Genomic DNA, 23,070 nt, shown 5'->3' with positions numbered 1-23,070 from the left:
CGTTGATGGCCGGTCGCGGTCTGTCTTTTGAGACTATGCCAGGGCGGCAAAGACAAAAAACAGCACTAAAACGATGGCCGCGACAATCACGATCAAAAGTCTTGGATCCTTCATGACGTGGCCTCCGGCCATTGGCGCGAGCGTGGATTACTCACTGTCGGCCTGAGAGTAGAGCACGCGGGTGCGCAGGGTGTGGTTGACCTCGCGCAGGGCATTGAGCGCCTGTTCACCGTAAGCCTTGTCGACGTCGATGACCACGTAGCCGACCTCTTCATTGGTTTGCAGAAACTGCGCGGAGATGTTGATGCCTTCGTTGCCCAGCACGCGGTTGATCTCGGAGAGCACGCCCGGCACGTTGGCGTGAATGTGCAGCAGGCGGTGCTTGTCCGGGTGCGACGGCAGGGCGACTTCGGGGAAGTTGACCGAGGTGATGGTCGTGCCGTTGTCGGAGAAGGTGATGAGCTTTTCCGAGACTTCAACGCCGATGTTTTCCTGCGCCTCGACCGTGGAGCCGCCAATGTGCGGGGTCAAAATCACGTTGTCGAACTGGCGCAGCGGCGAGACGAACTCTTCGTCGTTGCCCTTCGGCTCGACCGGGAAGACGTCGATGGCCGCGCCCAGCAGCTTGCCGGACTCCAGCACTTCGGCCAGTGCCTCGATATCGACAACCTTGCCGCGCGAGGCGTTGATCAGATAGCTGCCCTGTTTCATCAGCGAAAGCTCGTCACGACCGATCATCCAGGTGGTCGAGCGCGTTTCCGGCACGTGCAGGGTGACGATGTCGGCGCGCGCCATCAGTTCCTGAAGGCTGCCGACCTGGCGGGCGTTGCCCATCCCAAGCTTGGTGATGGTGTCGTAATAGATGACGTTGAGGCCCACCGACTCGGCCATGACCGACAGCTGGGCGCCGATGCTGCCGTAGCCGACGATGCCCAGCGTCTTGCCGCGCGCCTCGAACGAATCACTGGCCGATTTCAGCCAGCCGCCCTGATGCGCCCGGGCGTTTTTCTCGGGGATGCCGCGCAGCATCATGATGGACTCGGCCAGCACCAGCTCGGCCACCGAGCGGGTGTTGGAGTAGGGCGCATTGAACACCGGAATGCCGAGCTTGAGCGCGGCCGGCAGATCAACCTGGTTGGTGCCGATGCAGAAACAGCCGATGGCCACCAGGCGTTCGGCGGCGCTGAGCACACGTTCGTTCAATTGCGTGCGCGAGCGAATACCGATGAAATGGGCATCGCGGATCTTTTCGATCAGATCCTCTTCGCTCAGCGATGTCGTCAGACGCTCGATGTTGCTGTAACCGGCATTTTGAAAGTTGTCCACGGCGGACTGGTGGACGCCCTCGAGCAGCAGAACCTTGATCTTGCTCTTGTCCAGAGACGTTTTAGCCATGTGCGCATCAACCCTTTAATCGGCTGGCCTGAGGGAAAGTAGAAATGGGGATAGCGGGCGCGGCCCGGTATCGGCCGAAATCAATCGGGCATCACTGTGACAGCGCGCGGCTGCCCTGATGGCCCGGCTCGGCGGGGCGCTCATACTACCATGGTGGTACCCGTGGTGCATGACTGCCGGCGCGGCTGTCGTTGAAACGTCTTCGCGCAAGGGATGAATCCGGTGCATGTGACCCCGTCCGGGCACGGTCTGCGGGCTGTTTTGATCCGCGCCTCCGGCGGCGTCAAACGCGTAACGGATGTGTATACTTGCAGGCTGTCGGGGCATTACCGTCTATCGACGCCCTGATTTCAAGCCACGCATCGGCGCTTACAGGATGACGCATGACACAACGGCCCGAGTCCGCTCAGTCAAACGATCAAGGCGCTGCGTCGTCATCGACGCCCGCGGCGCAGACCCCGTCCGATTTTGCCGGTGCCCTGAGCTCGCTTGAAACCCTGGTCAGGCGTCTTGAATCAGGGGAGCTGAGCCTTGAAGCCTCGCTTGAGGATTTCGAGCAGGGCATCGCGCTGGTTCGTGACGCGCGCGCGCGGCTTGAGCAGGCCGAACTGCGGGTACAGCAGCTGCTGGAGCAGGGGGGTGGGTCATTGATGCCATCGCCGCTGGACGACAAATCGCGGGAGAACAACGACGCATGATGGGTGAGACATGACGGTGGAGACGCCAGGCGTGGAAGTCGATGCGCTGATGACGACGCTGCGCGACAGGATCGAGGTGCAGCTGGGCGCGGTACTAGAAAACGCAGCACCCGCCCGGGCCGCCCGGCTGGAAGAGGCCATGCGCTACAGCGTGCTGGGCGGCGGTAAACGCCTGCGCGCCATTCTGGTCTACGCCGCCGGTCAGGCGCTGGCGGCCGAGGAGGAAGCGCTGGATGCGCCGGCCGTGGCCATCGAGCTGATTCACGCCTATTCGCTCGTTCACGACGATCTGCCCTGCATGGATGACGACGACCTGCGTCGCGGGCGCCCCACCTGCCATCGCGCCTATGATGAAGCCACCGCGCTGCTGGCCGGTGACGCCCTGCAGACGCTGGCCTTTGAAGTGCTGGCCGGGACGGGCCAGCCGCGGGCCGCCGAAATGGTCGCAACGCTTGCCCGCTGCGCCGGGCGCGCCGGCATGGCCGGCGGTCAGGCACTGGATCTGGACGCTGTGGGTCGACAGCTCGACGTCGAGGCGCTGATGGCCATTCACCATCACAAGACCGGTGCCCTGATCGAGGCGGCGCTGTCGCTGGGGGCGCTGGCCGCCCCCAGCGTGCAGCCGGTGCATCTCAAGGCGCTGAGCGACTACGCCCGGGCCATCGGTCTGGCCTTCCAGATTCAGGACGACATTCTGGACGTGACCGGCTCGACCGAGGTGCTGGGCAAGACCCAGGGGGCCGATGCCCTGCGCGACAAGCCGACCTATCCGGCGCTGCTGGGGCTTGAAAAGGCGCAGCAGCGCGCGCACGACCTGCTGGACCAGGCGCTGGCGGCACTGGCACCACTGGGCGAGCGCGGCGAGACGCTGGCGGCGCTGGCCCGCTACATGATCGAGCGCGATCACTGATAACGCCCCCGGCCGCGCGCCGGAGAGACACCCTTTGATGTCCCGGGGCATTACAGGACCAGGGACAGGATCCTGACAGGCCATTGAGGCGCTATGAAGCTGTTTGACGATATCCCTACAAAAAGACCGGCCACGCCGCTGCTCGATCGCATCGAAGCGCCCTCTGATCTGCGCAGTCTCGACGAGCAGCAGCTTTTGCGTCTGGCCGACGAACTCAGGGCCTATCTGCTCTACAGTGTCGGCTGCACGGGCGGGCACTTCGGCGCAGGTCTCGGGGTCATCGAGCTGACCATTGCGCTGCATCAGCAGTACAACACCCCGCATGACCGGCTGGTCTGGGACGTGGGCCATCAGACCTATCCGCACAAGATCCTGACCGGCCGGCGCGAGTCCATGGACTCCATGCGCCGCTATCAGGGGCTGGCGGCCTTTCCGCGGCGCGAGGAGTCCCCTTACGACACCTTCGGCGTGGGCCACTCCAGCACCTCCATTTCGGCGGCACTGGGCATGGCACTGGCGGCGCGCACCCGCGGCGACAATCGTCGCGTGTGTGCCATCATCGGCGACGGCGCCCTGACCGCCGGCATGGCGTTTGAAGCCCTCGCCCATGCCGGCCACGTCGATGCCAACATGCTGGTGGTGCTCAACGACAACGAGATGTCGATTTCGGAAAACGTCGGCGGCATGGCCACCTATCTGGCGCGCATTCTCAACAGCGGCCCCTATGTGGCCGCACGCGAAGGCAGCAAGCGGGTGCTCTCGCACCTGCCCGGGGCGCTGGATATCGCCCGGCGCACCGAGGAGCACGTCAAGGGCATGCTCACGCCGGCCACGCTGTTCGAGGAGATGGGCTTTAACTATGTCGGCCCCATCGACGGTCACGATCTGCCGCTGTTGATTCGCACCCTGCGCGAGCTGAAAAATCGCAAGGGGCCGCAGTTTCTGCACATCGTTACCCGCAAGGGCAAGGGCTTTGAGCCGGCCGAAGGCGACCCGATCGGCTATCACGCCATCACCAAGCTCGAAAAGGACAAGGTCGAAGCGCCGCCGGTACCTGCGCCGAAGAAGTTCAAGTTCTGCAATGTCTTCGGTCAGTGGCTGTGCGATACCGCCGAACGCGATGCGCGCCTGATCGGCATTACGCCGGCCATGCGTGAAGGCTCCGACATGATTCGCTTCTCGAAGGAGTATCCGGAGCGCTACTACGATGTGGCGATCGCCGAACAGCACGCGGTGACGCTCGCCGCCGGCATGGCCTGTGAAGACGTCAAACCCGTGGTAGCGATCTACTCCACCTTTTTGCAGCGCGGCTATGATCAGCTGATTCACGATGTTGCCGTGCAGGGTCTGGATGTGACCTTTGCCATCGACCGGGCGGGTCTGGTCGGTGAGGACGGCTCGACCCATCACGGCACCATGGATCTCTCCTATCTGCGCTGCGTCCCCAACATGGTGATCATGGCGCCCAGTGACGAGCGCGAGTGCTATCGCATGCTGACCACCGCCTATCAATACGAGGGGCCGGCAGCGGTGCGCTATCCGCGCGGCACCGGTCCGGGCGTGGCCTTTGAGCCGGGTCTTGAGCCGCTGGAGATCGGTCGTGCCGAGCTCAGGCGCGAAGGGCAAAAGGGCGAGCAGGGCGTGGCACTGCTGGTGTTTGGCAGCCTGCTGACGCCAGCGCTCGAGGTGGCCGAGCGGCTGGATGCCACGGTTTACGACATGCGCTTTGTGAAGCCGCTGGACCGCGAGGCGGTGCTTGCCGCGGCAGAAGAGCATGGTCTGGTCGTCACACTTGAAGAGAACGTGATTGCCGGTGGCGCGGGCAGCGGCGTGGGCGAGCTGCTGGCGGCCTGCGACGTGCGCACCTCGCTTTTGCATCTGGGCATTCCCGATCACTTCATCGAGCACGGCACGCCCGGCGAGCTTTTGGCCGAGTGCGGGCTGGACGGCGAGGGCATCGAGGCGTCGATTCGCCGCCGTCTGGGTCGCTGACACCCTACATCAACCGGAAATAGAACCGTCTCATGCTGATTGTTACCCTGATTGCTGCTTTCATCGGCTACCTGATTGCCCGGCTGCCCGGGCTTTTGATCGGTGGCGTACTGGGCTATGTGCTGGTGCGCTGGCTGCGTGCCAAGCTGATCGGCAAGCTGGCCGAGCGCCAGACCCGCTTTCTCTCTGCCACCTTCTCGGTCATGGGCGCCATGAGCATGGCCAACGGCGAGGTGTCCGAGCGTCAGCGCCAGAGTGCCGAGGCGGTATTTGACCGGCTCAACCTCAACGACGCTCAGCGTGACAAGGCGCGTACCGACTTTGATCGCGGCCAGAAGGAGAGCTTCGATCTCGAGGCGGAGCTTGCCGGGCTGCGCCAGATCGTCGGCGCCCAGCGCGGGCTGTTGCAGGTCTTTTTCCAGGTGCAGCTCGTGGCGCTGGCCGCCGATGGCCAGGTCGAACAGAGCGAGCGTGACATGTTGATGCGGGTGGCGCGCGGGCTGGGCTGCTCACAGGAGGAGCTCTCGCGTCTGGAGGCGATGCTTAATGGCGCCGCCAATGCCGGCGGCACCCAGGAAAGTGTCCAGCCGCTGGAAGAAGCCTATCAGGTACTGGGCGTGTCATCGCAGGCCACGGATGCCGAGATCAAGCGCGCCTATCGCAAGCTCATGAGCCAGAACCATCCCGACAAGCTCGCCGGCAAGGGCATGCCTGACAGCATGCGGCGCATGGCCGAGCAGCGTACCAGCGAGATCAGCAACGCCTACGAGCGGATCACGCAGGCCCGCGACCAGGGCTGAGCCAGCGCCCGGCCCCGGTCGTATCCTGGCGGCTTTAACCGTCTATTCGGCGCTTTCCTGATGGCGGATATCGCGAAAGCGCTGCTCCATTTCACGGCGCAGCTCGCGCCGCCTCAGGCCTGATTCAAAGCGCTGTCGCTCGACGTCGTCGGCGGGCTCAAGCTGGCGCACCTCGACCGACCGGCCGTTATCATCGACCGCCACCATGGTGAAGTAGCAGCTGTTGGTGTGGCGGACCACGCCGGCGCGAATGTCTTCGGCGATCACCTTGATGCCGATCTCCATCGAGGAGCGTCCGGTGTAGTTGACCGAGCCCAAAAAGGTGACCAGTTCGCCGACGTGAATGGGCTGGCGAAACATCACCTGATCCACCGACAGCGTGACCACGTAGTGGCCGGCCCAGCGGCTGGCACAGGCGTAGGCCACCTCATCAAGGTATTTCAGCAGTGTGCCGCCGTGAACCTTGCCGGAAAAGTTGGCCATGTTCGGGGTCATCAGTACGGTCATGGTGATCTGGTGGCGCGGTGTGTCCATTCCCTCTCTCGCTTGTCGTCATGTTGTTGTGGTCAGGCTTCGGCCGTCGAGCATACCGCATCGGCATCGGCCAGCGGGCGCTATCGTCATGGCAAATCCTGGCCGGCGTGACTAGCATGGCATGCCGGCCGCGTATCGAGGCGCCGACACGTTATCCATTCACCAGGGGATTCCATGAAGGTTACCGAGGCAAGATTCGAGCAACCCACCGCACGCTATCTTTGGCTGTATGTGCTGATCGTGTGGGTGGGGCTCAATCTGCGTCCCTCGATTGCCGCCGTAGGGCCGCTGCTTGACCGGATTCAGGAGGAGCTGTCGGTAAGCTATGCCACGGCGTCGCTTCTGACCACGCTACCGTTCGTGGCCATGGGGCTGGCCTGCTTTCAGGGCATGCAGCTGATCCGGCGCTGGAACCGCCACCGTATCGTCATGGGCTCGCTGACCCTGATCGGGCTGGCCTCGCTGGTGCGTCTGATGGGAGAAAGCTTTACGCTGCTGGCGATCTCGGCACTGACGATCGGCGCCGGGATTGCCCTGATTCAGGCGCTGATGCCGGCGCTGATCAAGGTGACGCTGCCCAACACGGTCGAAACCGCCACCGGGCTTTATATCGGCGCGATCATCGGCGGCGGGGCGCTGGCCTCCGGCATGGCGCCCTGGCTTGCCTCGATGGGGGGCTGGCGACTGGGGCTGGCCGGCTGGGCCATTCTGGTGCCCGTGGCGCTGTGGCTGTGGTATCGCTTCGGCAGTCAGATGCTCACACCGGTGCCGCGCGAGCGCTCCTCCGAGGCCACGCCGCTGTCGCATATTCCGCGTGCCTGGACGCTGGCGCTGTTTTTCGGGTTCGGCACGGCCGGCTACGCCTGCGTCATGGCGTGGCTGCCACCCTACTATCTGGCGCTGGGCTGGAGTGCCGGCGATGCCGGGCTGCTGCTGGGCTATGTGACGCTTTTGCAGGTGATCTCAAGCGTCGGCGCGCCCTTTCTGGTGCGCTATCGCCTGGACCGGCGCCGGGCGCTGTATCTGACGGTGGGCATGTCGCTGATCGGTTTTATCGGGCTGTGTGTTCGACCCGATGGCGTGGTCTTTGCCGCGCTCTGGGGCACACTGCTGGGGCTGGGCATCGGCGCGCTGTTTTCGCTGTCGGTGCTGGTGCCGATGGACCATCATCGTGATCCGGCCCGCGTGGGCGATCTGGCGGCCTTTGTGCAGGGCTACGGCTATCTGGTGGCGGCCGCGGCCACGCTGCTTTCCGGCATCGCGCGTGACATGCTCTCAAGCTTTACCACCGCCTGGGTGGCGCTGGCCGTGCTCTTTGCCGCCATGCTGGTGATGAGCTGGCGCTTCGATCCGAACTACTACCCGCGCCATATCGACTAGCTCCCGCCGACTCGACCGGGACGTTGCGCATCGAACGCCTGCCGGGCGTTCGATGCCGGCTCAGGGGTGTTCGCGGTCGACATCGCTTGCGGGCTCGAACTCATCGAGTGCCATCAAATGGCCGAGCTTGCCGGCCTTGGTCGACAGGTACTGCTCGTTGTGAGCGTTGAGACCGGTGGTCAGCGGTACGCGCTCGCTGATTTCGATGCCGGCGTTTTGCAGCGCAATGACCTTTCGCGGGTTGTTGGTCATCAGCCGCAGCCGCGAGATGCCAAGCTGTTCCAGCATCGGAATGCAGATGTCGTAGCGACGCATGTCGGCTTCAAAGCCCAGCGCTTCGTTGGCCTCGACCGTATCGGCCCCGCCATCCTGAAGATGATAGGCGCGAATCTTGTTCATGAGACCGATGCCACGACCTTCCTGACGCAGATACAGCAGTGCCCCGCGGCCTTCTTCGGCAATGCGCTTGAGCGCCACCTGAAGCTGATAGCCGCAATCGCAGCGCATCGAAAAAAGCGCATCGCCGGTCAGGCACTCGGAGTGCACCCGGCCAAGCACGGGTTCGCCATCGGCCACATCGCCCAGGGTCAGGACAACATGATCCTTGCCGGTCTCGTCATCCTCAAAGCCATGCATGGTAAACGTGGCCCAGGGCATGGGCAGACGAGAGCTGGCGATAAATCTGATCGTCACGGTAACCTCATGAATTGTTGGCAAGCCAGCACGTGGCTCAAGAGGGGTATCCTGGCAGGGCAGGTGGCGTTTATCTATACGCACAGCGCGGTGGCCGAAGGATACCGGAGAAAAGGGTGCTACCTGTCATGTTGCACCATCATGGGCTCTCCTGCAGCAGGGCTGTGTGAGCTACAATGAAGCGACATTTTTCCGTCGGATGATCTTGTCTGCATGACTCTTGAAAATGATCGCTTTTTACGTGCGCTGGCGCGCCAGGACGTTGACCGCACGCCGGTCTGGATGATGCGCCAGGCCGGTCGCTACCTGCCTGAATATCTCAGGGTCCGCAAGCAGGCGGGCAGCTTCATGGATCTGTGCCGCAACCGCGACATGGCCTGTGAGGTGACCCTGCAGCCGCTGGAGCGCTTTGACCTGGATGCGGCCATTTTATTCTCTGACATCCTTACCATTCCCGATGCGATGGATCTGGGGCTTTACTTCGAGCCGGGCGAAGGGCCGATGTTCAAGCGCCCGGTCCGTGATGCGGCCGCCATCAACGCGCTCAAGGCGCCCGATGCCGAGCGCGATCTCGACTACGTCATGAACGCCGTATCCACGATCCGTCATGAGCTCAACGGTCGCGTACCGCTGATCGGCTTTTCGGGCAGCCCCTGGACGCTGGCCACCTACATGGTGGAAGGCGGTCCCAGCAAGGACTTCCGCCACGTCAAGGGTCTGCTCTACGGCGACCCGGCCGCGCTGCACCAGCTGCTGGATACGCTGGCCACGGCCGTGACCGACTACCTCAACGCCCAGATTCGCGCCGGCGCTCAGGCGGTGCAAATCTTTGACACCTGGGGCGGGGCGCTGTCGACGCCGGCCTACAAGGCCTTTTCGCTGGCCTACATGGAAAGGATCGTGCGCGGGCTGATCCGTGAGCACGACGGCCGCCGCGTGCCGGTCATCGTCTTTACCAAAAACGGCGGTCAGTGGCTTGAAAGCATTGCCGACATCGGCGCCGACGGTGTCGGCCTGGACTGGACCACCGAGATGAGCAATGCCCGCGCCCGCGTGGGCGATAAAGTCGCGCTGCAGGGCAATCTCGACCCCTCGGCGCTGTTTGGCTCACCGCAGGTGATTCGCGACGAGGTCGCGCGCATCCTGGAAAGCTATGGCCCGGGCAACGGTCACGTGTTCAATCTGGGGCACGGCATCTCCCAGTTCACGCCGATCGACAACGTCCAGGCCTTTATCGAGGCACTCCATGAACTCAGCCCCCAGTACCACCAAAGATAGCACCACCGCGGATGGCACCGCCGGCAGTCACCACGACGCGCCCCCCACTGATCCGGACTGGCCGGGTCAGCTGGTGGTCTTTGACGGTGACTGTCCGCTGTGCCGTCGCTCGGTGCATGCCATCGTGGCCCATGAAGCGCAGCCGATCACGGGTCTGGTGACCCTGCAGTCGTCGCTCGGCCATCAGCTGGGGGCGCATTTCGATGAAGACGCCGATGATCTCGACAGCATGTGGCTGATCCGCGACGGCGCGCTTTTTCGCGACAGCGACGGGCTCTGGCGCACGGCGCAGTCGCTGAAGGCGCCCTGGTCGGCCGCGGCCGGCCTGCGCTGGCTGCCCGTACCGCTGCGCGATGGCGCCTATCAGCTGGTCGGGCGCTATCGCAAGCAGCTGGCCAGCGACCCGGGCCTTGACGGCGTACAGGACAGAATCCTTACCACGCTGACCCCGGCGCAGTGTTCACATCTATCGCTGCCGACCACGCTGGCCGACGACTGACGCTCGGCAGGCGCGGTCATGGTGCAGCGGTGTGGCGCAGGGCGCCATAATGGGCCGTATGGCCACTCTGACAGGCCGGGCGCTTTGCCATCGAGTGCCCGCCTTCGCTTTCGCTTTTCTTTCCAAAACAGCGCCCCGGCGCTGTTTTTTTATATCCTGGAACGCTCCTTGCAACAGCGTCATGGACGTCACTGGCACGCGCCATGACGTCGCCTCATTCAACAACCCGGAGTGTTGCAATGAACATGACAATAAAAAAGCCGTGGATGTGGACCGCCACGGCAGGACTGGCACTGGCCGCCACGCTGGGTTCGCCGACGATTCTTGGTGCCACGCTTGATGATGTAAAAAGCCGCGGCGAGCTGCGCTGCGGGGTCAGCGATGGGCTGGCCGGGTTTTCCTCGCCCAACGCCCAGGGGCAGTGGCAGGGCATCGATGTGGAGGTCTGCCGCGCGGTGGCCGCGGCCGTGTTCGGTGACCCCGACAAGGTGAGTTTTGCACCGCTCACCGCCAAGGAGCGTTTTACCGCGCTGCAGTCCGGCGAGGTGGATGTGCTGTCGCGCAACACCACCTGGACGGCCTCGCGGGATAACTCGATGGGGCTGACCTTTGCCGGCGTCACCTTCTATGACGGTCAGGGCATGATGGTGCGCCGGGATCTGGGCATCTCCAGTGCCACAGAGCTTGATGGCGCCTCGGTCTGCGTGGCCGCCGGCACCACCACGGAGCTCAATCTGGCCGATTATTTCCGCGCCAACGACATGGACTACAACGCCGTCAGCTTTGATGAGTCCGATCAGACCGCGGCGGGCTTTGATAGCGGGCGCTGCGACGTGCTGACCTCTGATGCCTCCCAGCTGGCGGCCCTGCGTCTGCAGCTTTCCGAGCCGGACAGCGTGGTCATCCTGCCCGAGCGCATCTCCAAGGAGCCGCTGGGGCCGGTGGTGCGCCAAGGCGATGAGCAGTGGATGAAGGTGGTGCGCTGGACGCTCTACGCCATGCTCAATGCCGAGGAGTCCGGCATCACCCGCGACAATATCGACGAGATGCGTGACAGCCCCGAAACCCCCGATGACGCCCGCCTGCTGGGCAGTGACGGCAACTTTGGCGAGCAGCTGGGGCTCTCCAGCGACTGGGTCTACAACATCATCAGTCAGGTCGGCAACTACGGCGAAATCTTTGAGCGCAATGTCGGCATGGACTCTCCGCTCGAGCTTGAACGCGGCGACAACGCGCTGTGGCGCGATGGCGGGCTGCAATACGGTATGCCGGTGCGATAAGGCGTTTGATCACGCGCGCCATCCGGCGCGTGCTGTCCTTGATGCATGGCCGGTCGCAGGGGCCGGCCATATCGCTTGTGGAGAATACCGTTCATGCTGCGTCCCTCCGTTTCCATTCCGCGCCGCGGTCGCGGGCCGCTGTGGCGTGACCCGGGTGCCCGGGCGCTGTTCTTTCAGATTCTTTTGCTGGCGAGCGTGCTGGGTGTTATCGCCTTTCTGGTTCACAACACCATGGCGAATCTGGACGCCCGGGGCATTCGCACCGGGTTTGACTTTCTCGACTATCGGGCCGGGTTTTCGATTTCCCAGACCCTGATCGACTACGCCAGCAACGCCAGCACCTACGGGCGCACCTTTCTGGTCGGGCTTGCCAACACGCTGCTGGTCTCCGCGCTTGGCATTGGCGCGGCCACGATCATCGGCTTTCTGGTCGGGCTTGCCAGGCTCTCGCCCAATTGGCTGCTGGCCCGGCTGGCCGGGGCCTATGTCGAGATCTTTCGCAATATTCCGCTGCTGTTGCAGATTCTGTTCTGGTATTTCGCGGTGCTGCGTGCGCTGCCCTCGCCGCGTCAGAGCCTGTCGCTTTTCGACAGTTTCCATCTCAACGTGCGCGGACTGGTGATGCCATCGCCCGAGACGCAGACCGGCTTCATGGCCACGCCGCTTTCGCTGGCGGCGGCCATCGCCGGGGTGGTCGCACTGGTCGTTATCGCGCGTCGGCGTCAGGCGGCCACCGGTCAGCAGTGGCCGGTGCTGCCCTTGAGCCTTTTGCTGTTGATCGGCCTGCCGCTGGCGGTGTTCTGGGCGACCGGCGCGCCGCTTGAGTGGTCGGTGCCCGAACTTTCCGGCTTCAACTTTCGCGGCGGCATGCAGGTGCTGCCGGAGTTGGTGGCGCTGTGGGTGGCGCTGTCCATCTATACCGCGGCCTTTATCGCCGAGATCGTGCGCTCGGGGATTCAGTCGGTCCCCCGCGGCCAGACCGAGGCGGCGCGCTCGCTGTCCCTGCCGGGCGGTGTGACCCTGCGCCGGATCGTGATTCCCCAGGCCATGCGGGTGATGGTGCCGCAGGTGACGAGTCAGTATCTCAATCTGATCAAGAACTCATCATTAGCCACGGCCATCGGCTATCCCGACCTGGTTGCGGTCTTTGCCGGCACCACGCTCAACCAGACCGGACAGGCCATCGAGGTCATGACCATGACGATGGCGGTCTATCTGAGCATCTCGCTGGTCGTGTCGGCACTGATGAATCTCTACAACGCGCGCATGTCGCTCAAGGAGCGTTGAGATGTCTGCCACTGCTTCTCCTCGTGATGAGACGCTCATCGCCTCGCGCCCGCCGCCGACACCCCAGGGCGGCGTGATGTACTGGCTGCGCACGCGGCTGTTCTCGGGGCCGGTCAACAGCGTGGTGTCGATCGTCACGCTGGCGCTGATCGTGCGACTGATCTGGCCGGTGATCGACTGGGCGCTGATTCAGGCCGACTGGCTGGGCAGCTCGCGCGCCGACTGCACCAGTGAGGGCGCCTGCTGGGTGTTTATCTCCACGCGCTGGAGCCAGATCGTCTATGGCTTCTACCCGCTGGCCGAGCGCTGGCGGGTGGATATCGTGCTGGGGCTTTTCTTTGCGCTGATTGCCTGGCTTGTGATCCCGCGTCTGCCCGGCAAAAAGCCGGCGGTTTTGACGGCGCTGGTCGGGCTGCCGGTCATCGCCTGGATACTGCTGCTCGGCGGCGTGTTCGGCCTGCCTCATGTGCCGACCCGCGCCTGGGGCGGGCTGATGCTGACGCTGACCATTGCCGCGGTCGGCATCGTGGGGTCGCTGCCGCTGGGGATCATTCTGGCGCTGGGGCGGCGCTCGAAGATGCCGCTGGTGCGTGCAATCTGCGTGATTTTTATCGAGTTCTGGCGCGGGGTGCCGCTGATCACGGTGCTGTTCATGTCATCGGTGATGCTGCCGCTGTTCGTGCCGGCCAACGTGGAGTTCGACAAGCTGCTGCGGGCGCTGATCGGCATCATGCTGTTCTGGAGCGCCTATATGGCGGAAGTGGTGCGCAGCGGACTGCAGGCCATCGACAAGGGGCAGGGCGAAGCGGGCGCGGCGCTGGGGCTGGGCTACTGGCTGCGCATGCGTCTGATCATTCTGCCCCAGGCGCTCAGGCTGGTGATTCCGGGCATCGTCAATACGTTCATTGCCCTGTTCAAGGACACCTCGCTGGTGCTGATTATCGGGCTCTTTGACGTGCTGTCGATCATTCAGGCGGGGCTGACCGACAGCGACTGGCTGGGCTTTGCCATCGAGGGCTATGTGTTTGCCGCGCTGGTGTTCTGGGTCTTCTGTTTTGGCATGTCGCGCTACAGCCAGAGCCTCGAGCGTCGTCTCCATACCGGCCATTAACGCTAACAACCATCACCATCACCATCACCATCACCATCAGCACGGCACAGGCGTGTCGTGTACCGGGAGTGTCTTCATGAACGATACCCAGACAGCGTCCGCTGCCGCGGCACAGACGAGCCCCATGGTGGCCATATCGCGCCTGAACAAGTGGTACGGCGACTTTCACGTGCTGCGTGATATCGATTTGAGCGTGGCCCGCGGCGAGCGCATTGTCATCTGCGGGCCGTCGGGGTCGGGCAAGTCGACCCTGATTCGCTGCATCAATCATCTGGAGGCGCATCAGCAGGGCGAGATCGTGGTCAACGATATCCCCATGACTAACGATGTGAAACGCATCGAGCAGATCCGCCGCAACGTCGGCATGGTGTTTCAGCACTTCAATCTCTTTGCGCACCTGACGGTGCTGGAGAACTGCTGTCTCTCGCCCATCTGGGTGCAGAAAAAACCGCGTCGCGAGGCCGAACAGGGCGCGATGGAATATCTGGAGCGGGTGCGCATTGCCGAGCAGGCACACAAGTATCCGGGCCAGCTCTCCGGCGGGCAGCAGCAGCGCGTGGCGATTGCGCGGGCGCTGTGCATGCACCCGGCGGTGATGCTCTTTGACGAGCCGACCTCGGCGCTGGACCCGGAGATGATCAAGGAGGTGCTCGACGTCATGATCGAGCTGGCCCATGAGGGCATGACCATGCTGTGCGTGACCCACGAGATGGGCTTTGCCCGCACCGTGGCCGACCGGGTGATTTTCATGGACGAGGGCCAGATCGTGGAGTCTGCCCCGCCCGAGACCTTTTTCAACGCGCCGCGCTCGGCGCGCACGCGCGAGTTTCTGGGTCAGATTCTGGGCCATTAGGCCCGGGCCCGGGTTGCCGAGAGGACGGATCAGCGACAGGCGCTCGTGGCACCGCCGCCTTGAGGCTGTCATCAGGGTTACATCATTCGCGTGGTGTTCTCGAGACCCTCTTCAGGGGGTGTCTAGCGCAGCTGCTCGCGAACCATGGCCACCGCCTGATCGACAATCTGAGGTGCCATGCCGACGTAGTTGGCAGGTTGCAGCAACCGATCGATTTCCTGATCGCTCAGGTGCTGATTGATCGATTCGTTGTTATCGATGACATCGCGCAGGGAATCTTCCGCGCCGGCCTGCTTGATTGCGTGTTTGACCGTGGCATAGGCCTTGCCGCGACCGATTTTTGTCGCCAGGGCGTTCATGACGGCTTCAGACAGTGCGAAATTCCGCGACGACTGGAAATTCCGGATCATGTGCTCGGGTTTGACGATCAAGTGATCAAACAGCCGCTGGGCGCGGTCGATTGATGCCGAGGTGGTCATGAACGATTCCGGGATGATCGACCACTCCAGAATCCACGGCGCGCCCTGGCGCGTATCGGTATGGCTCATGATGTCGAGCGCTGCGGCATTGTACATCTTGCCCATGCGTGCCAGCCCGCCCATGTACTCGGCAGCACGCGGATTGCGTTTTTGCGGCATGGTACTGCTCGCGCCGTTTTCGCCCTCCTTGAGTTCGTCGACCTGAGTGCGGCCGAGATTGTTGATATCGGTGGCCACGCGGCCCAGCGTGGCTGTGATCAGCCCGAGCGTCTGTACGGTCTCGGCAAAAACATCACGGCTCGGGTTCCAGGGCGCAATCGGCGCCTCAAGGCCCAGTTCTTCGGCGAACGCTTTCTGGAGGGTCAGCCCCTTGTCGCCGAAAGGCGCCAGCGTGCCGACGGTACTGCCCATCTGGGCGCGCAGGCGCCCGGCGGTTTCGTCCAGCCGCTGGATATCCCGGTATAACGGCATCATGTAAGTGGTGAGTTGCAGCCCGAACGTTGTCGGCACGGCGTCCTGCCCATTGGAGCGCGCCATCATGACGGTGGCCCGATGTGTTTCGGCCAGATCGGCAATCTGCAGTGTCAGCTGCTTGAGCTGTTCACGAATGAGCGTGACGCCGGCCTTGACCTGGAGGACGGTGGCGGTATCCATAATATCCTGCGTCGTGCTGCCCCAGTGCAGATACTCGGAGACCTGATCGCCACCCGTGGCGCGCAACTGCGACAGCAAAGGCGCAATCCCTCGGCCGACATCGTCGGTACCCTGACGCAATCTGGCAAAATCGATGTTCTGAATGCGTGCGGTGTTGGCAATGGCCTCGGCAGCCTCTTCCGGAATGATGCCGACGCTGGCCTCGGCGCGTGCCAGCGCGGTCTCGACATCCAGCCAGTGTTGAACCAGGGCACGGTCGCTGAAGATATCGCGCATGGCATCGGTGCCGAACAGATCGCGATAAACGTGTGAGTCGAACACGCTGACCCGAGCAGCTTCCTGATCGATTGACTGGGTCTGAGCCTGAGCCCCGGCCCCGGGAATCGCCGCGGCACAGGCACTGGCGATGAGAAGTTTCTTGAACATTGCTGATCTCTTTTTCGAGTAGAAATGCGGCGAAAACGATGCGAGTTAATGAGTTGCCAAGGCGGCCGCGAGCGCTCGCCGGGCGGCGTCAGCTTCACGTCGCCCAACAGGAGGGATTCGGGGTCGGATATTGCACTGCCACGTTCCGGCCACTGCAGATGACGCCTGCTCGCCCGTCAGGGCCTGCGCTGTTCCTGCAGGACGATTCCTGACGCGAGCGCATGGCCTGAAGTGATCGAAAGCCGCGGCTGGAAAGACAACGCTTGAGCTGACCGGAGAGCTGTCGTCAAGCTGCGTTGCTAAAGTCAGGTTAGCAGCTTCGCGGCTCCATTCCGGGTTACGTTCGTAGGGTTGACAAATCCTTTTTCGGGTTCCGGAGGGGCGCCCGCGCCTGTCCTGTCGTCGATGGCGTCGCCGATGTTGTTTGCCGGGCACGCGCGAGTTTCCGGGCCATCAGGCCCGGTCAATACGAGGTCTTTTCCTGTTTCCACCGATCGAAGTGTCTGCCCGGTCGGTTTTTTAATTCTTTTAACTGCCAGTCGTTCGATTTTCTCAAGCCACGGGCCTTGCTCGTCGTTAATCGGTGAATATTCCCGGTTCATGACGTCCTCAAGAGGCCTTTTGCATGCGACGCTCCATCGGTACCCGTCTTCAAATGATCTGTATCGCCCTGGTGGTCACGGCGCTGGTCGTGACCTGTGCCACCATCTATACCGCCAGTCGCACCGCGCAGCTTGAAGAAACGCGCCACGGCATGGCGGCGCTGGGCGGCAGCGGCGCCGATGCCATGGCGCAGTGGTTTGACACGCGTCGGCTGATTGTTGAATCGATCGCCCGGCATCTCGACGATGGCGATGTGATGGCCGGTCTGGTCAAGGGCAACGACGCCGGCGCTCTGCTGGCCACCTATGTGGCCTGGCGCGACGGTCGGACCCTGTTTTCAGACCAGTGGCAGGCGCCGTCCGACTATGTCGCCAGCGAGCGGGACTGGTATCAAAAGGCTGCCGCCGCCGGACGTACCGTGATCACCGAGCCCTATATCGATGCCACTTCGAACGGGCTGGTGGTGACCTTTGCCACGCCGGTGGTGGCCGGCGGGCAGACCACGGCGGTGGTTGCGGCAGACGCGGTGATGAACCAGGTCAGTGCACAGATACTGAAACTCCAGCCGACGCCTTCAAGCATGATGTTCATTACCGATGCCGCCGGCCGGGTGATCGTCCATGCCGATGCCGCGCGCATTCTCAAGCCCGCCACCGACATGTCGTCGGGTCTGGGCGCGGCGGCACTGGCCGAGATGGGGCGTCGCGACGCGCTGACGAATGTCAGCATCAACGATCACGATTATCTGATCTCGGCCACCCCCATTCCGGGCACGGACTGGCAGCTCAACATTGCGCTCGATCGCAGCGAGGCGCTGGCGGGGCTTGCCTCGATTCGCAACACCACGCTGGCGGCACTTTTGATCAGCACGCTGGTGGCGGCGCTGGTGCTGTGGCTGGCCCTCAAGCCGATACTGGCGCGCCTGCGCCGGGCGCGTGAAGCGATGGAGGATGTGGCCAGCGGCGAGGGCGACCTGACCCGGCGTCTGCCGGTCGAGGGCAGTGACGAGATCTCCGCCATCGCCACCGCGTTCAATGCCTTTGCCGATCGCATGAACGACACCCTGGTCGAGATTCGCGACGCCTCAAGCCAGGTTCAGAACGCGGCCGGCGAGATCTCCTCCGGCGGCCATGATCTTTCCCGGCGTACCGAAACCACCGCGGCCAGTCTCGAGGAGTCGGCAGCCGCCATGGAGCAGCTGACCAGCACCGTCGAGCATTCGGCGACCTCCACGAAGGAAGCCAACGGCCTGGCCCATGAAACCGCCACCATGGCGCGCAGCGGCGGCGAACAGATGCACGGTGTGGTCGCCACCATGTCGCGTATTCGCGAAACCTCCGGGCGGATCGAATCGATCGTCGATGTGATCGATGGCATCGCCTTTCAGACCAACCTGCTGGCGCTCAACGCCTCGGTTGAGGCCGCCCGTGCCGGCGAACAGGGCCGCGGCTTCGCCGTTGTGGCCCAGGAAGTGCGTAACCTGGCCAACCGCAGCGCCCAGGCCGCCACCGATATCAAGAATCTGATCACCACCTCGAGCCGCGAGACCGTCAGCGGTGCCGAGCTGGTGGACGCCGCCAGCCACGCGATGGGGGAGATCGTCGAGCGGGTCGGGCGGGTCAGCACGTTCATCGATGAGCTCAGTCGCGCCACCAGTGAACAGTCCACCGGGATCGGTCAGGTCAATCAGGCGATCACTCAGCTTGACGACATGACCCAGCAAAATGCCGCGCTGGTCGAGCAGTCGGCCGCGGCGGCCGAATCGCTGAGCCAGCAGGCGCAGCGACTGGCCACCACCGTGGGCGCGTTCAAGCTGCGCGAGCGCCACGTGTACTGAGTCCGGCGAAACCTTCAGCGGGTTTTATGCTTGCGCCCCGTTACGGTAACGCCGTGGTGGGGCGTTGTTGTGGTGGCCTGTCATGTCGGGCGCTATCGCCTTGATAGCTGAAGAGGTGGCCCCGGAGGTCAAGCCGGGCACCGTTGTCGCCGTTATGACGGGATAGCCGGCCTGTGCCGCTTTTCTGCCAACAAAAGAGACAACCCAGTGCTGACATCCATTCGTACCCGCATTCTGGTGTCCTGCCTGGCGATCGTGCTGCTGGCACTGACGCTGACCGGCATCGCCACCTATTACGTCACCAGTCATTACAACACCGAGTCCATCAGCCGTTCCCAGGCCGAGATCGCCGAAGGCTATACCATGGCGATCAGCGACTGGAGTCGCGCCAAAAAAACCGTGGTGGAAGCCACCGGCCGTCAGGCGCTGACCGACGACGCCCTGTCGCGATTCATTCTGGCCGCCGATGCCGGCGACATGATCACGGTCTATGCCGGCTTCAACGACAATCGCTACATCACAAGCGATGTGGACTGGGACATCCCGCCGACCTATCAGCCGACCCAGCGCCCCTGGTATCAGCAGACCCTGGCGGCCGGCCACACCATCGCCACGCTGCCCTACATGGACGCCTCTTCCGGTCAGATGGTGGTGTCGTTTGCCTCGCCCATCGTGCGTGACGGCCAGACGGTCGGTGTGATCAGCTCGGATGTGGCCATGGACAGGGTCATCGAGACGGTCAACGCCATTGATCCCACGCCACACAGCCATGCCTTCATGGTCAACCATGACGGCATCATGATTGCCCATACTGACAAGTCATTGATTCTCAAGCCGGCCACCGAGCTGGATGCCGGTCTGACACCGGCGGCGCTGTCGCAGATGACCGGATCGGAAGCGCTGCGCGAGATGACCCTGCGTGGTCAGGATGTTCTTTTGTCGGCGGTGCCGATCGAGGGCACCAACTGGACCCTGGTCATGGCGCTGGATCGTGATGAGGCCATGGCCGGTATGGTGAGCCTGGTCAAGACCACCGTCATTGCGCTGGTGGTAGTGGGCATTATCGCGGCCCTGCTGATCTGGGCGCTGCTGACACCGATTTTCCGACGCATGCACGAAGTGCGCGATGCGATGCGCGATGTCAGCGAGGGCGAGGGCGATCTGACCCAGCGACTGCCGCTGTCATCGCGTGATGACGAGGTCAATCAGATTGCCGAGTCGTTCAACCGCTTCGTGGATCGCATCGATCGGGTCATGCGGGACGTGCGCGACAGCAGCGAGAACGTGCGCATGGCGTCTTCCGAGATTTCGACCGGCAGCATGGACCTGTCACGACGCACCGAGACCACGGCGGCAAGTCTTGAGCAGTCGGCTGCGGCCATGGAGCAGCTGACCAGTACGGTGGCCAACTCGACCGAGTCCTCGCGCCATGCCGCACAGCTCACCGCGCAGGCCACGAAGGCCGCCGAGGAGGGCGGGCAGGTGATGACCGACGTGGTGGGCACCATGGGCGAGATCAGCACCTCCTCCAGCGAGATCGCCAACATCATCGGGGTGATCGACTCGATCGCTTTCCAGACCAACCTGCTGGCGCTCAATGCCTCCGTTGAGGCGGCGCGTGCCGGCGAGCAGGGTCGCGGCTTTGCCGTCGTGGCCGCCGAGGTGCGCACGCTGGCCAATCGCAGTACGCAGGCCGCCCAGGACATCAAAAAGCTGATCGATGCGTCGGTGACGAAAACCGTCAACGGCCAGGCACTGGTACAAAAGGCCGGCGAGCGCATGGAAGACATCGTGGTGCAGATCCAGCGCGTCAACGGGCTGATCAACGAGGTCACCACCGCCGCCAACGAGCAGAGCACCGGCATCTCCCAGGTCAACCAGGCGGTCACACAGCTTGATCAGATGACCCAGGAAAACGCCGCGCTGGTGGAAGAGTCTGCCGCCGCCTCGGATTCGCTGTCTCAGGAAGCGCAGCGCCTGTCACAGATCATCGGTGTGTTCCGCCTCAGCGAGCGCACCCACGCCTGAGGACGTCGCCTGACCCTGCACAACGGCCCTTCGGGGCCGTTTTTTGTAGCGGTCGCCACGTGCGGGCGTATCAAGTCCCGCATCACCGGGGCCGTTATTGCCCTTAACCCCATGCGTGGCGTCGGCCCGCTTTTGCAACCCATGGTGATCCATCATGATGCAGTTCAAGTCCATTCGTACCTTTGTCACCATCACGGCCGGCGCCTGCCTGCTGGCGGTAGTGGTCGTGCTGGTGCTGTACTCGCTGGTCGCCATGACGCGCGCCCAGCAGCAAACGGCCAGTCGTACCGAAGCACAGCTCAACGAGTCCATCGAGGCACGCCTGCAGGCGCTGGGCCGGGCCCAGGCCGGTGAAATCAGCGCACAGCTTGACCGGGCAATGCAGCTGGCCGAGGAACTCGCGCAGACCAATGCCATGATGGCCCGTGGCAGCGATGGCGCCGCCGGGCTTTCCATCGATCGCCGCGACATGTCCCGTATCGTGCGCCAGCGCGTGATCGACAATCCCGAGCTGCTGGATGCCTTTATTGGATGGGAGCCCAACGCCTTTGACAATGACGCCGACTACCAGGGCCAGACAGCGCTGGGTTACGGCGACAGCGGGCGCTTCATGCCCTGGTGGTATCGCACCGAAAGCGGCGGTGTCGACGTACTGGCGCTGGGCGACACCATGGAGAGCACGGCGGCCCAGCCCAACGGCATTCGGGAAGGCGAATACTATCTGTGTACCCGTGAAACGGGGCGCCCCTGCGTGATCGACCCGGCCCCTTATGACTATAACGGGCAAAGCATCCTGGTGACCTCGTTCAACGCCCCCATCATGGTCAACGGCCGGTTCATGGGCAGTGCGGGCGTGGACCTGTCACTGGCCTTCATTCAGGGCATGCTCGTGGACGCCAGTCAGGCCCTCTATGATGGCGCCGGCAGCATCGCGCTGGTCTCCACCAATGGCACCATTGTGGGCTATTCCGGTAACGCGCAAAGCCCGGGCCGACCTGCCGGCGCGCTGTTCGATGACGCCACGGCCCGGCAGCTGACCGGCGGGGTGGACCACGCGGTCATGACGTCCAACGGCGATGATCTAAGCCTGCAGCTGCCGGTAGTCATCGGTGACCAGGCCCGCTGGCAGCTGCTGCTGCGTGTGCCCAAAAGCGCCGTCTACGCCGAATTCAACGCGTTGCAAAACGAGCTGGCGGATCAGCAGCGCAGTGCTTTGACCACCATGGCGCTGGTGGGCATTTTGATCAGCGCACTGGGGCTTGCCGCGATCTGGATGGTCGGGCGTCGCATCGCTCGCCCGCTGAAAACCCTGGCCGAGCGCATGCGCCAGATTGCCAACGGTGACGGTGACCTGACCCAGCGCCTGCCGGTGATGGGGCGCGATGAACCGGCGCAGCTGGCTGAAGCCTTCAACAGCTTTGTCGATCGCATGGAAACGGTACTGATCGACATTCGCGACTCGAGCCACTCGGTGCAGCTGGCGGCGGCCGAAATTTCGTCGGGCAGCCATGATCTGTCCCGGCGCACCGAAAATACGGCGGCCAATCTGGAAGAGTCCGCCGCCGCCATGGAGGAGCTGACCAGCACCGTTGAGCACTCGGCAACGTCTTCGAAAGAGGCCAATGGCCTGGCCCGTGAAACCGCCGCCATGGCGCGCAGCGGCGGTGAGCAGATGCACCAGGTGGTCGCGACGATGTCGCGCATTCGCGAGACCTCGGGCAGGATCGAGTCCATCGTCGATGTCATTGACGGCATCGCCTTTCAGACCAATCTGCTGGCGCTCAACGCCTCGGTCGAGGCCGCGCGGGCCGGCGAGCACGGGCGCGGGTTTGCGGTCGTGGCCGAAGAGGTCCGGGGCCTTGCCAACCGCAGCGCCCAGGCGGCGCGGGACATCAAGGCGTTGATCACCACATCCAGTCACGAAACGGTCAGTGGCGCCGAGCTTGTCAGTACCACCAGCCAGGCGATGGGGGACATCGTCGAGCGGGTCGGGCGGGTCAGCACGGTAATCGATGAACTCAGCCGCGCCACCGGGGAGCAGTCCACCGGCATCGGTCAGGTCAACCAGGCGATTACCCAGCTTGACGACATGACCCAGCAAAACGCCGCACTGGTCGAGCAGTCGGCGGCGGCGGCCGAATCGCTGAGCCAGCAGGCCCAGCGGCTGGCGATCACGGTGGGGGCCTTCCGACTGAGCGAGCGCGCCCCGTCCTGACACGCGAATACGCGACTTTTGACGCCCCCGACGGGATGACCGCTCGGGGGCGTTTCATGTGTCGGCTGTTACGGTGCTGAAACCGTCTACACCCTTCGTCGATTTTGATCAAGATCAA

19 protein-coding genes are annotated in these 23,070 nt (G+C 63.6%); 14 read left to right on the top strand and 5 right to left on the bottom strand.

Annotated elements, in window-relative coordinates:
- Positions 1-147 precede the first annotated feature (147 nt).
- Complete coding sequence (gene serA, locus ACS92L_RS11995) at positions 148-1,395, bottom strand: phosphoglycerate dehydrogenase (RefSeq protein WP_438765160.1); 1,248 nt, start codon at positions 1,393-1,395, stop codon at positions 148-150.
- 383 nt (positions 1,396-1,778) lie between these two features.
- Between serA and ACS92L_RS11990 the strand changes: the two genes are divergently transcribed.
- From ACS92L_RS11990 to djlA, 4 genes are all read left to right on the top strand, one after another.
- Positions 1,779-2,093, top strand: coding sequence for an exodeoxyribonuclease VII small subunit (locus ACS92L_RS11990; protein ID WP_438765159.1), 315 nt, complete (start codon positions 1,779-1,781; stop codon positions 2,091-2,093).
- Between the two features lie 10 nt (positions 2,094-2,103).
- Entirely contained in the window at positions 2,104-3,003 is a 900-nt protein-coding gene (gene ispA / locus ACS92L_RS11985) for a (2E,6E)-farnesyl diphosphate synthase (protein WP_438765157.1), read from the top strand.
- A 93-nt stretch (positions 3,004-3,096) separates the two neighbouring features.
- A complete protein-coding gene (dxs, locus tag ACS92L_RS11980; protein WP_438765156.1) occupies positions 3,097-4,995 on the top strand; it encodes a 1-deoxy-D-xylulose-5-phosphate synthase in 1,899 nt (632 codons plus the stop codon).
- Between the two features lie 32 nt (positions 4,996-5,027).
- Positions 5,028-5,795: a co-chaperone DjlA gene (gene djlA / locus ACS92L_RS11975; RefSeq protein ID WP_438765155.1), complete on the top strand. Its 768-nt coding sequence runs from the start codon at positions 5,028-5,030 to the stop codon at positions 5,793-5,795.
- 42 nt (positions 5,796-5,837) lie between these two features.
- On the opposite strand, the gene ACS92L_RS11970 is transcribed toward djlA, so the two are convergent.
- Positions 5,838-6,329 carry an acyl-CoA thioesterase gene (locus ACS92L_RS11970; protein WP_438765154.1) on the bottom strand — a complete coding sequence of 164 codons (492 nt, stop codon included), beginning with the start codon at positions 6,327-6,329 and terminating at the stop codon, positions 5,838-5,840.
- 174 nt (positions 6,330-6,503) lie between these two features.
- Here ACS92L_RS11970 and ACS92L_RS11965 point away from each other — a divergent pair, with 174 nt between their 5' ends.
- Complete coding sequence (locus tag ACS92L_RS11965; protein ID WP_438765153.1) at positions 6,504-7,709, top strand: MFS transporter; 1,206 nt, start codon at positions 6,504-6,506, stop codon at positions 7,707-7,709.
- 60 nt (positions 7,710-7,769) lie between these two features.
- Here the strand turns inward: ACS92L_RS11965 and ribA are convergent, their stop codons facing one another.
- On the bottom strand, positions 7,770-8,402 hold the full coding sequence (gene ribA, locus ACS92L_RS11960) for a GTP cyclohydrolase II (RefSeq protein WP_438765152.1): 633 nt from the start codon (positions 8,400-8,402) through the stop codon (positions 7,770-7,772).
- A 213-nt stretch (positions 8,403-8,615) separates the two neighbouring features.
- On the opposite strand from ribA, the gene hemE reads away from it, so the two are divergent.
- The 6 genes from hemE (at position 8,616) to ACS92L_RS11930 (ending at position 14,710) form a co-directional block, all read left to right on the top strand.
- Entirely contained in the window at positions 8,616-9,680 is a 1,065-nt protein-coding gene (hemE, locus tag ACS92L_RS11955) for a uroporphyrinogen decarboxylase (protein ID WP_438765151.1), read from the top strand.
- Complete coding sequence (locus tag ACS92L_RS11950; RefSeq protein ID WP_438765150.1) at positions 9,649-10,179, top strand: thiol-disulfide oxidoreductase DCC family protein; 531 nt, start codon at positions 9,649-9,651, stop codon at positions 10,177-10,179. The genes hemE and ACS92L_RS11950 overlap by 32 nt, the downstream gene beginning before the upstream one ends.
- Positions 10,180-10,424: 245 nt before the next feature.
- Complete coding sequence (locus ACS92L_RS11945; RefSeq protein ID WP_438768467.1) at positions 10,425-11,459, top strand: amino acid ABC transporter substrate-binding protein; 1,035 nt, start codon at positions 10,425-10,427, stop codon at positions 11,457-11,459.
- A gap of 93 nt (positions 11,460-11,552) precedes the next feature.
- Positions 11,553-12,746 carry an amino acid ABC transporter permease gene (locus ACS92L_RS11940; RefSeq protein WP_438765149.1) on the top strand — a complete coding sequence of 398 codons (1,194 nt, stop codon included), beginning with the start codon at positions 11,553-11,555 and terminating at the stop codon, positions 12,744-12,746.
- A gap of 1 nt (position 12,747) precedes the next feature.
- Positions 12,748-13,857: an amino acid ABC transporter permease gene (locus ACS92L_RS11935; protein ID WP_438765148.1), complete on the top strand. Its 1,110-nt coding sequence runs from the start codon at positions 12,748-12,750 to the stop codon at positions 13,855-13,857.
- Between the two features lie 124 nt (positions 13,858-13,981).
- The gene (locus tag ACS92L_RS11930) at positions 13,982-14,710 is read left to right on the top strand and encodes an amino acid ABC transporter ATP-binding protein (RefSeq protein ID WP_438768465.1); all 729 of its coding nucleotides are present in this window, start codon (positions 13,982-13,984) and stop codon (positions 14,708-14,710) included.
- A 122-nt stretch (positions 14,711-14,832) separates the two neighbouring features.
- On the opposite strand, the gene ACS92L_RS11925 is transcribed toward ACS92L_RS11930, so the two are convergent.
- The gene (locus tag ACS92L_RS11925; RefSeq protein WP_438765147.1) at positions 14,833-16,269 is read right to left on the bottom strand and encodes a class-II fumarase/aspartase family protein; all 1,437 of its coding nucleotides are present in this window, start codon (positions 16,267-16,269) and stop codon (positions 14,833-14,835) included.
- A 305-nt stretch (positions 16,270-16,574) separates the two neighbouring features.
- On the bottom strand, positions 16,575-16,871 hold the full coding sequence (locus ACS92L_RS11920) for a hypothetical protein (protein WP_438765146.1): 297 nt from the start codon (positions 16,869-16,871) through the stop codon (positions 16,575-16,577).
- Between the two features lie 23 nt (positions 16,872-16,894).
- Between ACS92L_RS11920 and ACS92L_RS11915 the strand changes: the two genes are divergently transcribed.
- The 3 genes from ACS92L_RS11915 (at position 16,895) to ACS92L_RS11905 (ending at position 22,952) form a co-directional block, all read left to right on the top strand.
- On the top strand, positions 16,895-18,709 hold the full coding sequence (locus ACS92L_RS11915; protein WP_438765145.1) for a methyl-accepting chemotaxis protein: 1,815 nt from the start codon (positions 16,895-16,897) through the stop codon (positions 18,707-18,709).
- 207 nt (positions 18,710-18,916) lie between these two features.
- A complete protein-coding gene (locus ACS92L_RS11910; protein ID WP_438765144.1) occupies positions 18,917-20,737 on the top strand; it encodes a methyl-accepting chemotaxis protein in 1,821 nt (606 codons plus the stop codon).
- Positions 20,738-20,891: 154 nt separating this feature from the next.
- Positions 20,892-22,952, top strand: a complete 2,061-nt coding sequence (locus tag ACS92L_RS11905) for a methyl-accepting chemotaxis protein (RefSeq protein ID WP_438765143.1) — start codon at positions 20,892-20,894, stop codon at positions 22,950-22,952.
- Positions 22,953-23,070: the final 118 nt, after the last annotated feature.

The sequence above is a fragment of the Kushneria halocnemicola genome (genome assembly GCF_965650455.1).
GTDB lineage: Bacteria > Pseudomonadota > Gammaproteobacteria > Pseudomonadales > Halomonadaceae > Kushneria.
Note: the sequence above shows the minus strand (reverse complement) of the source record. Positions and strands in the feature narration are given on the sequence as shown.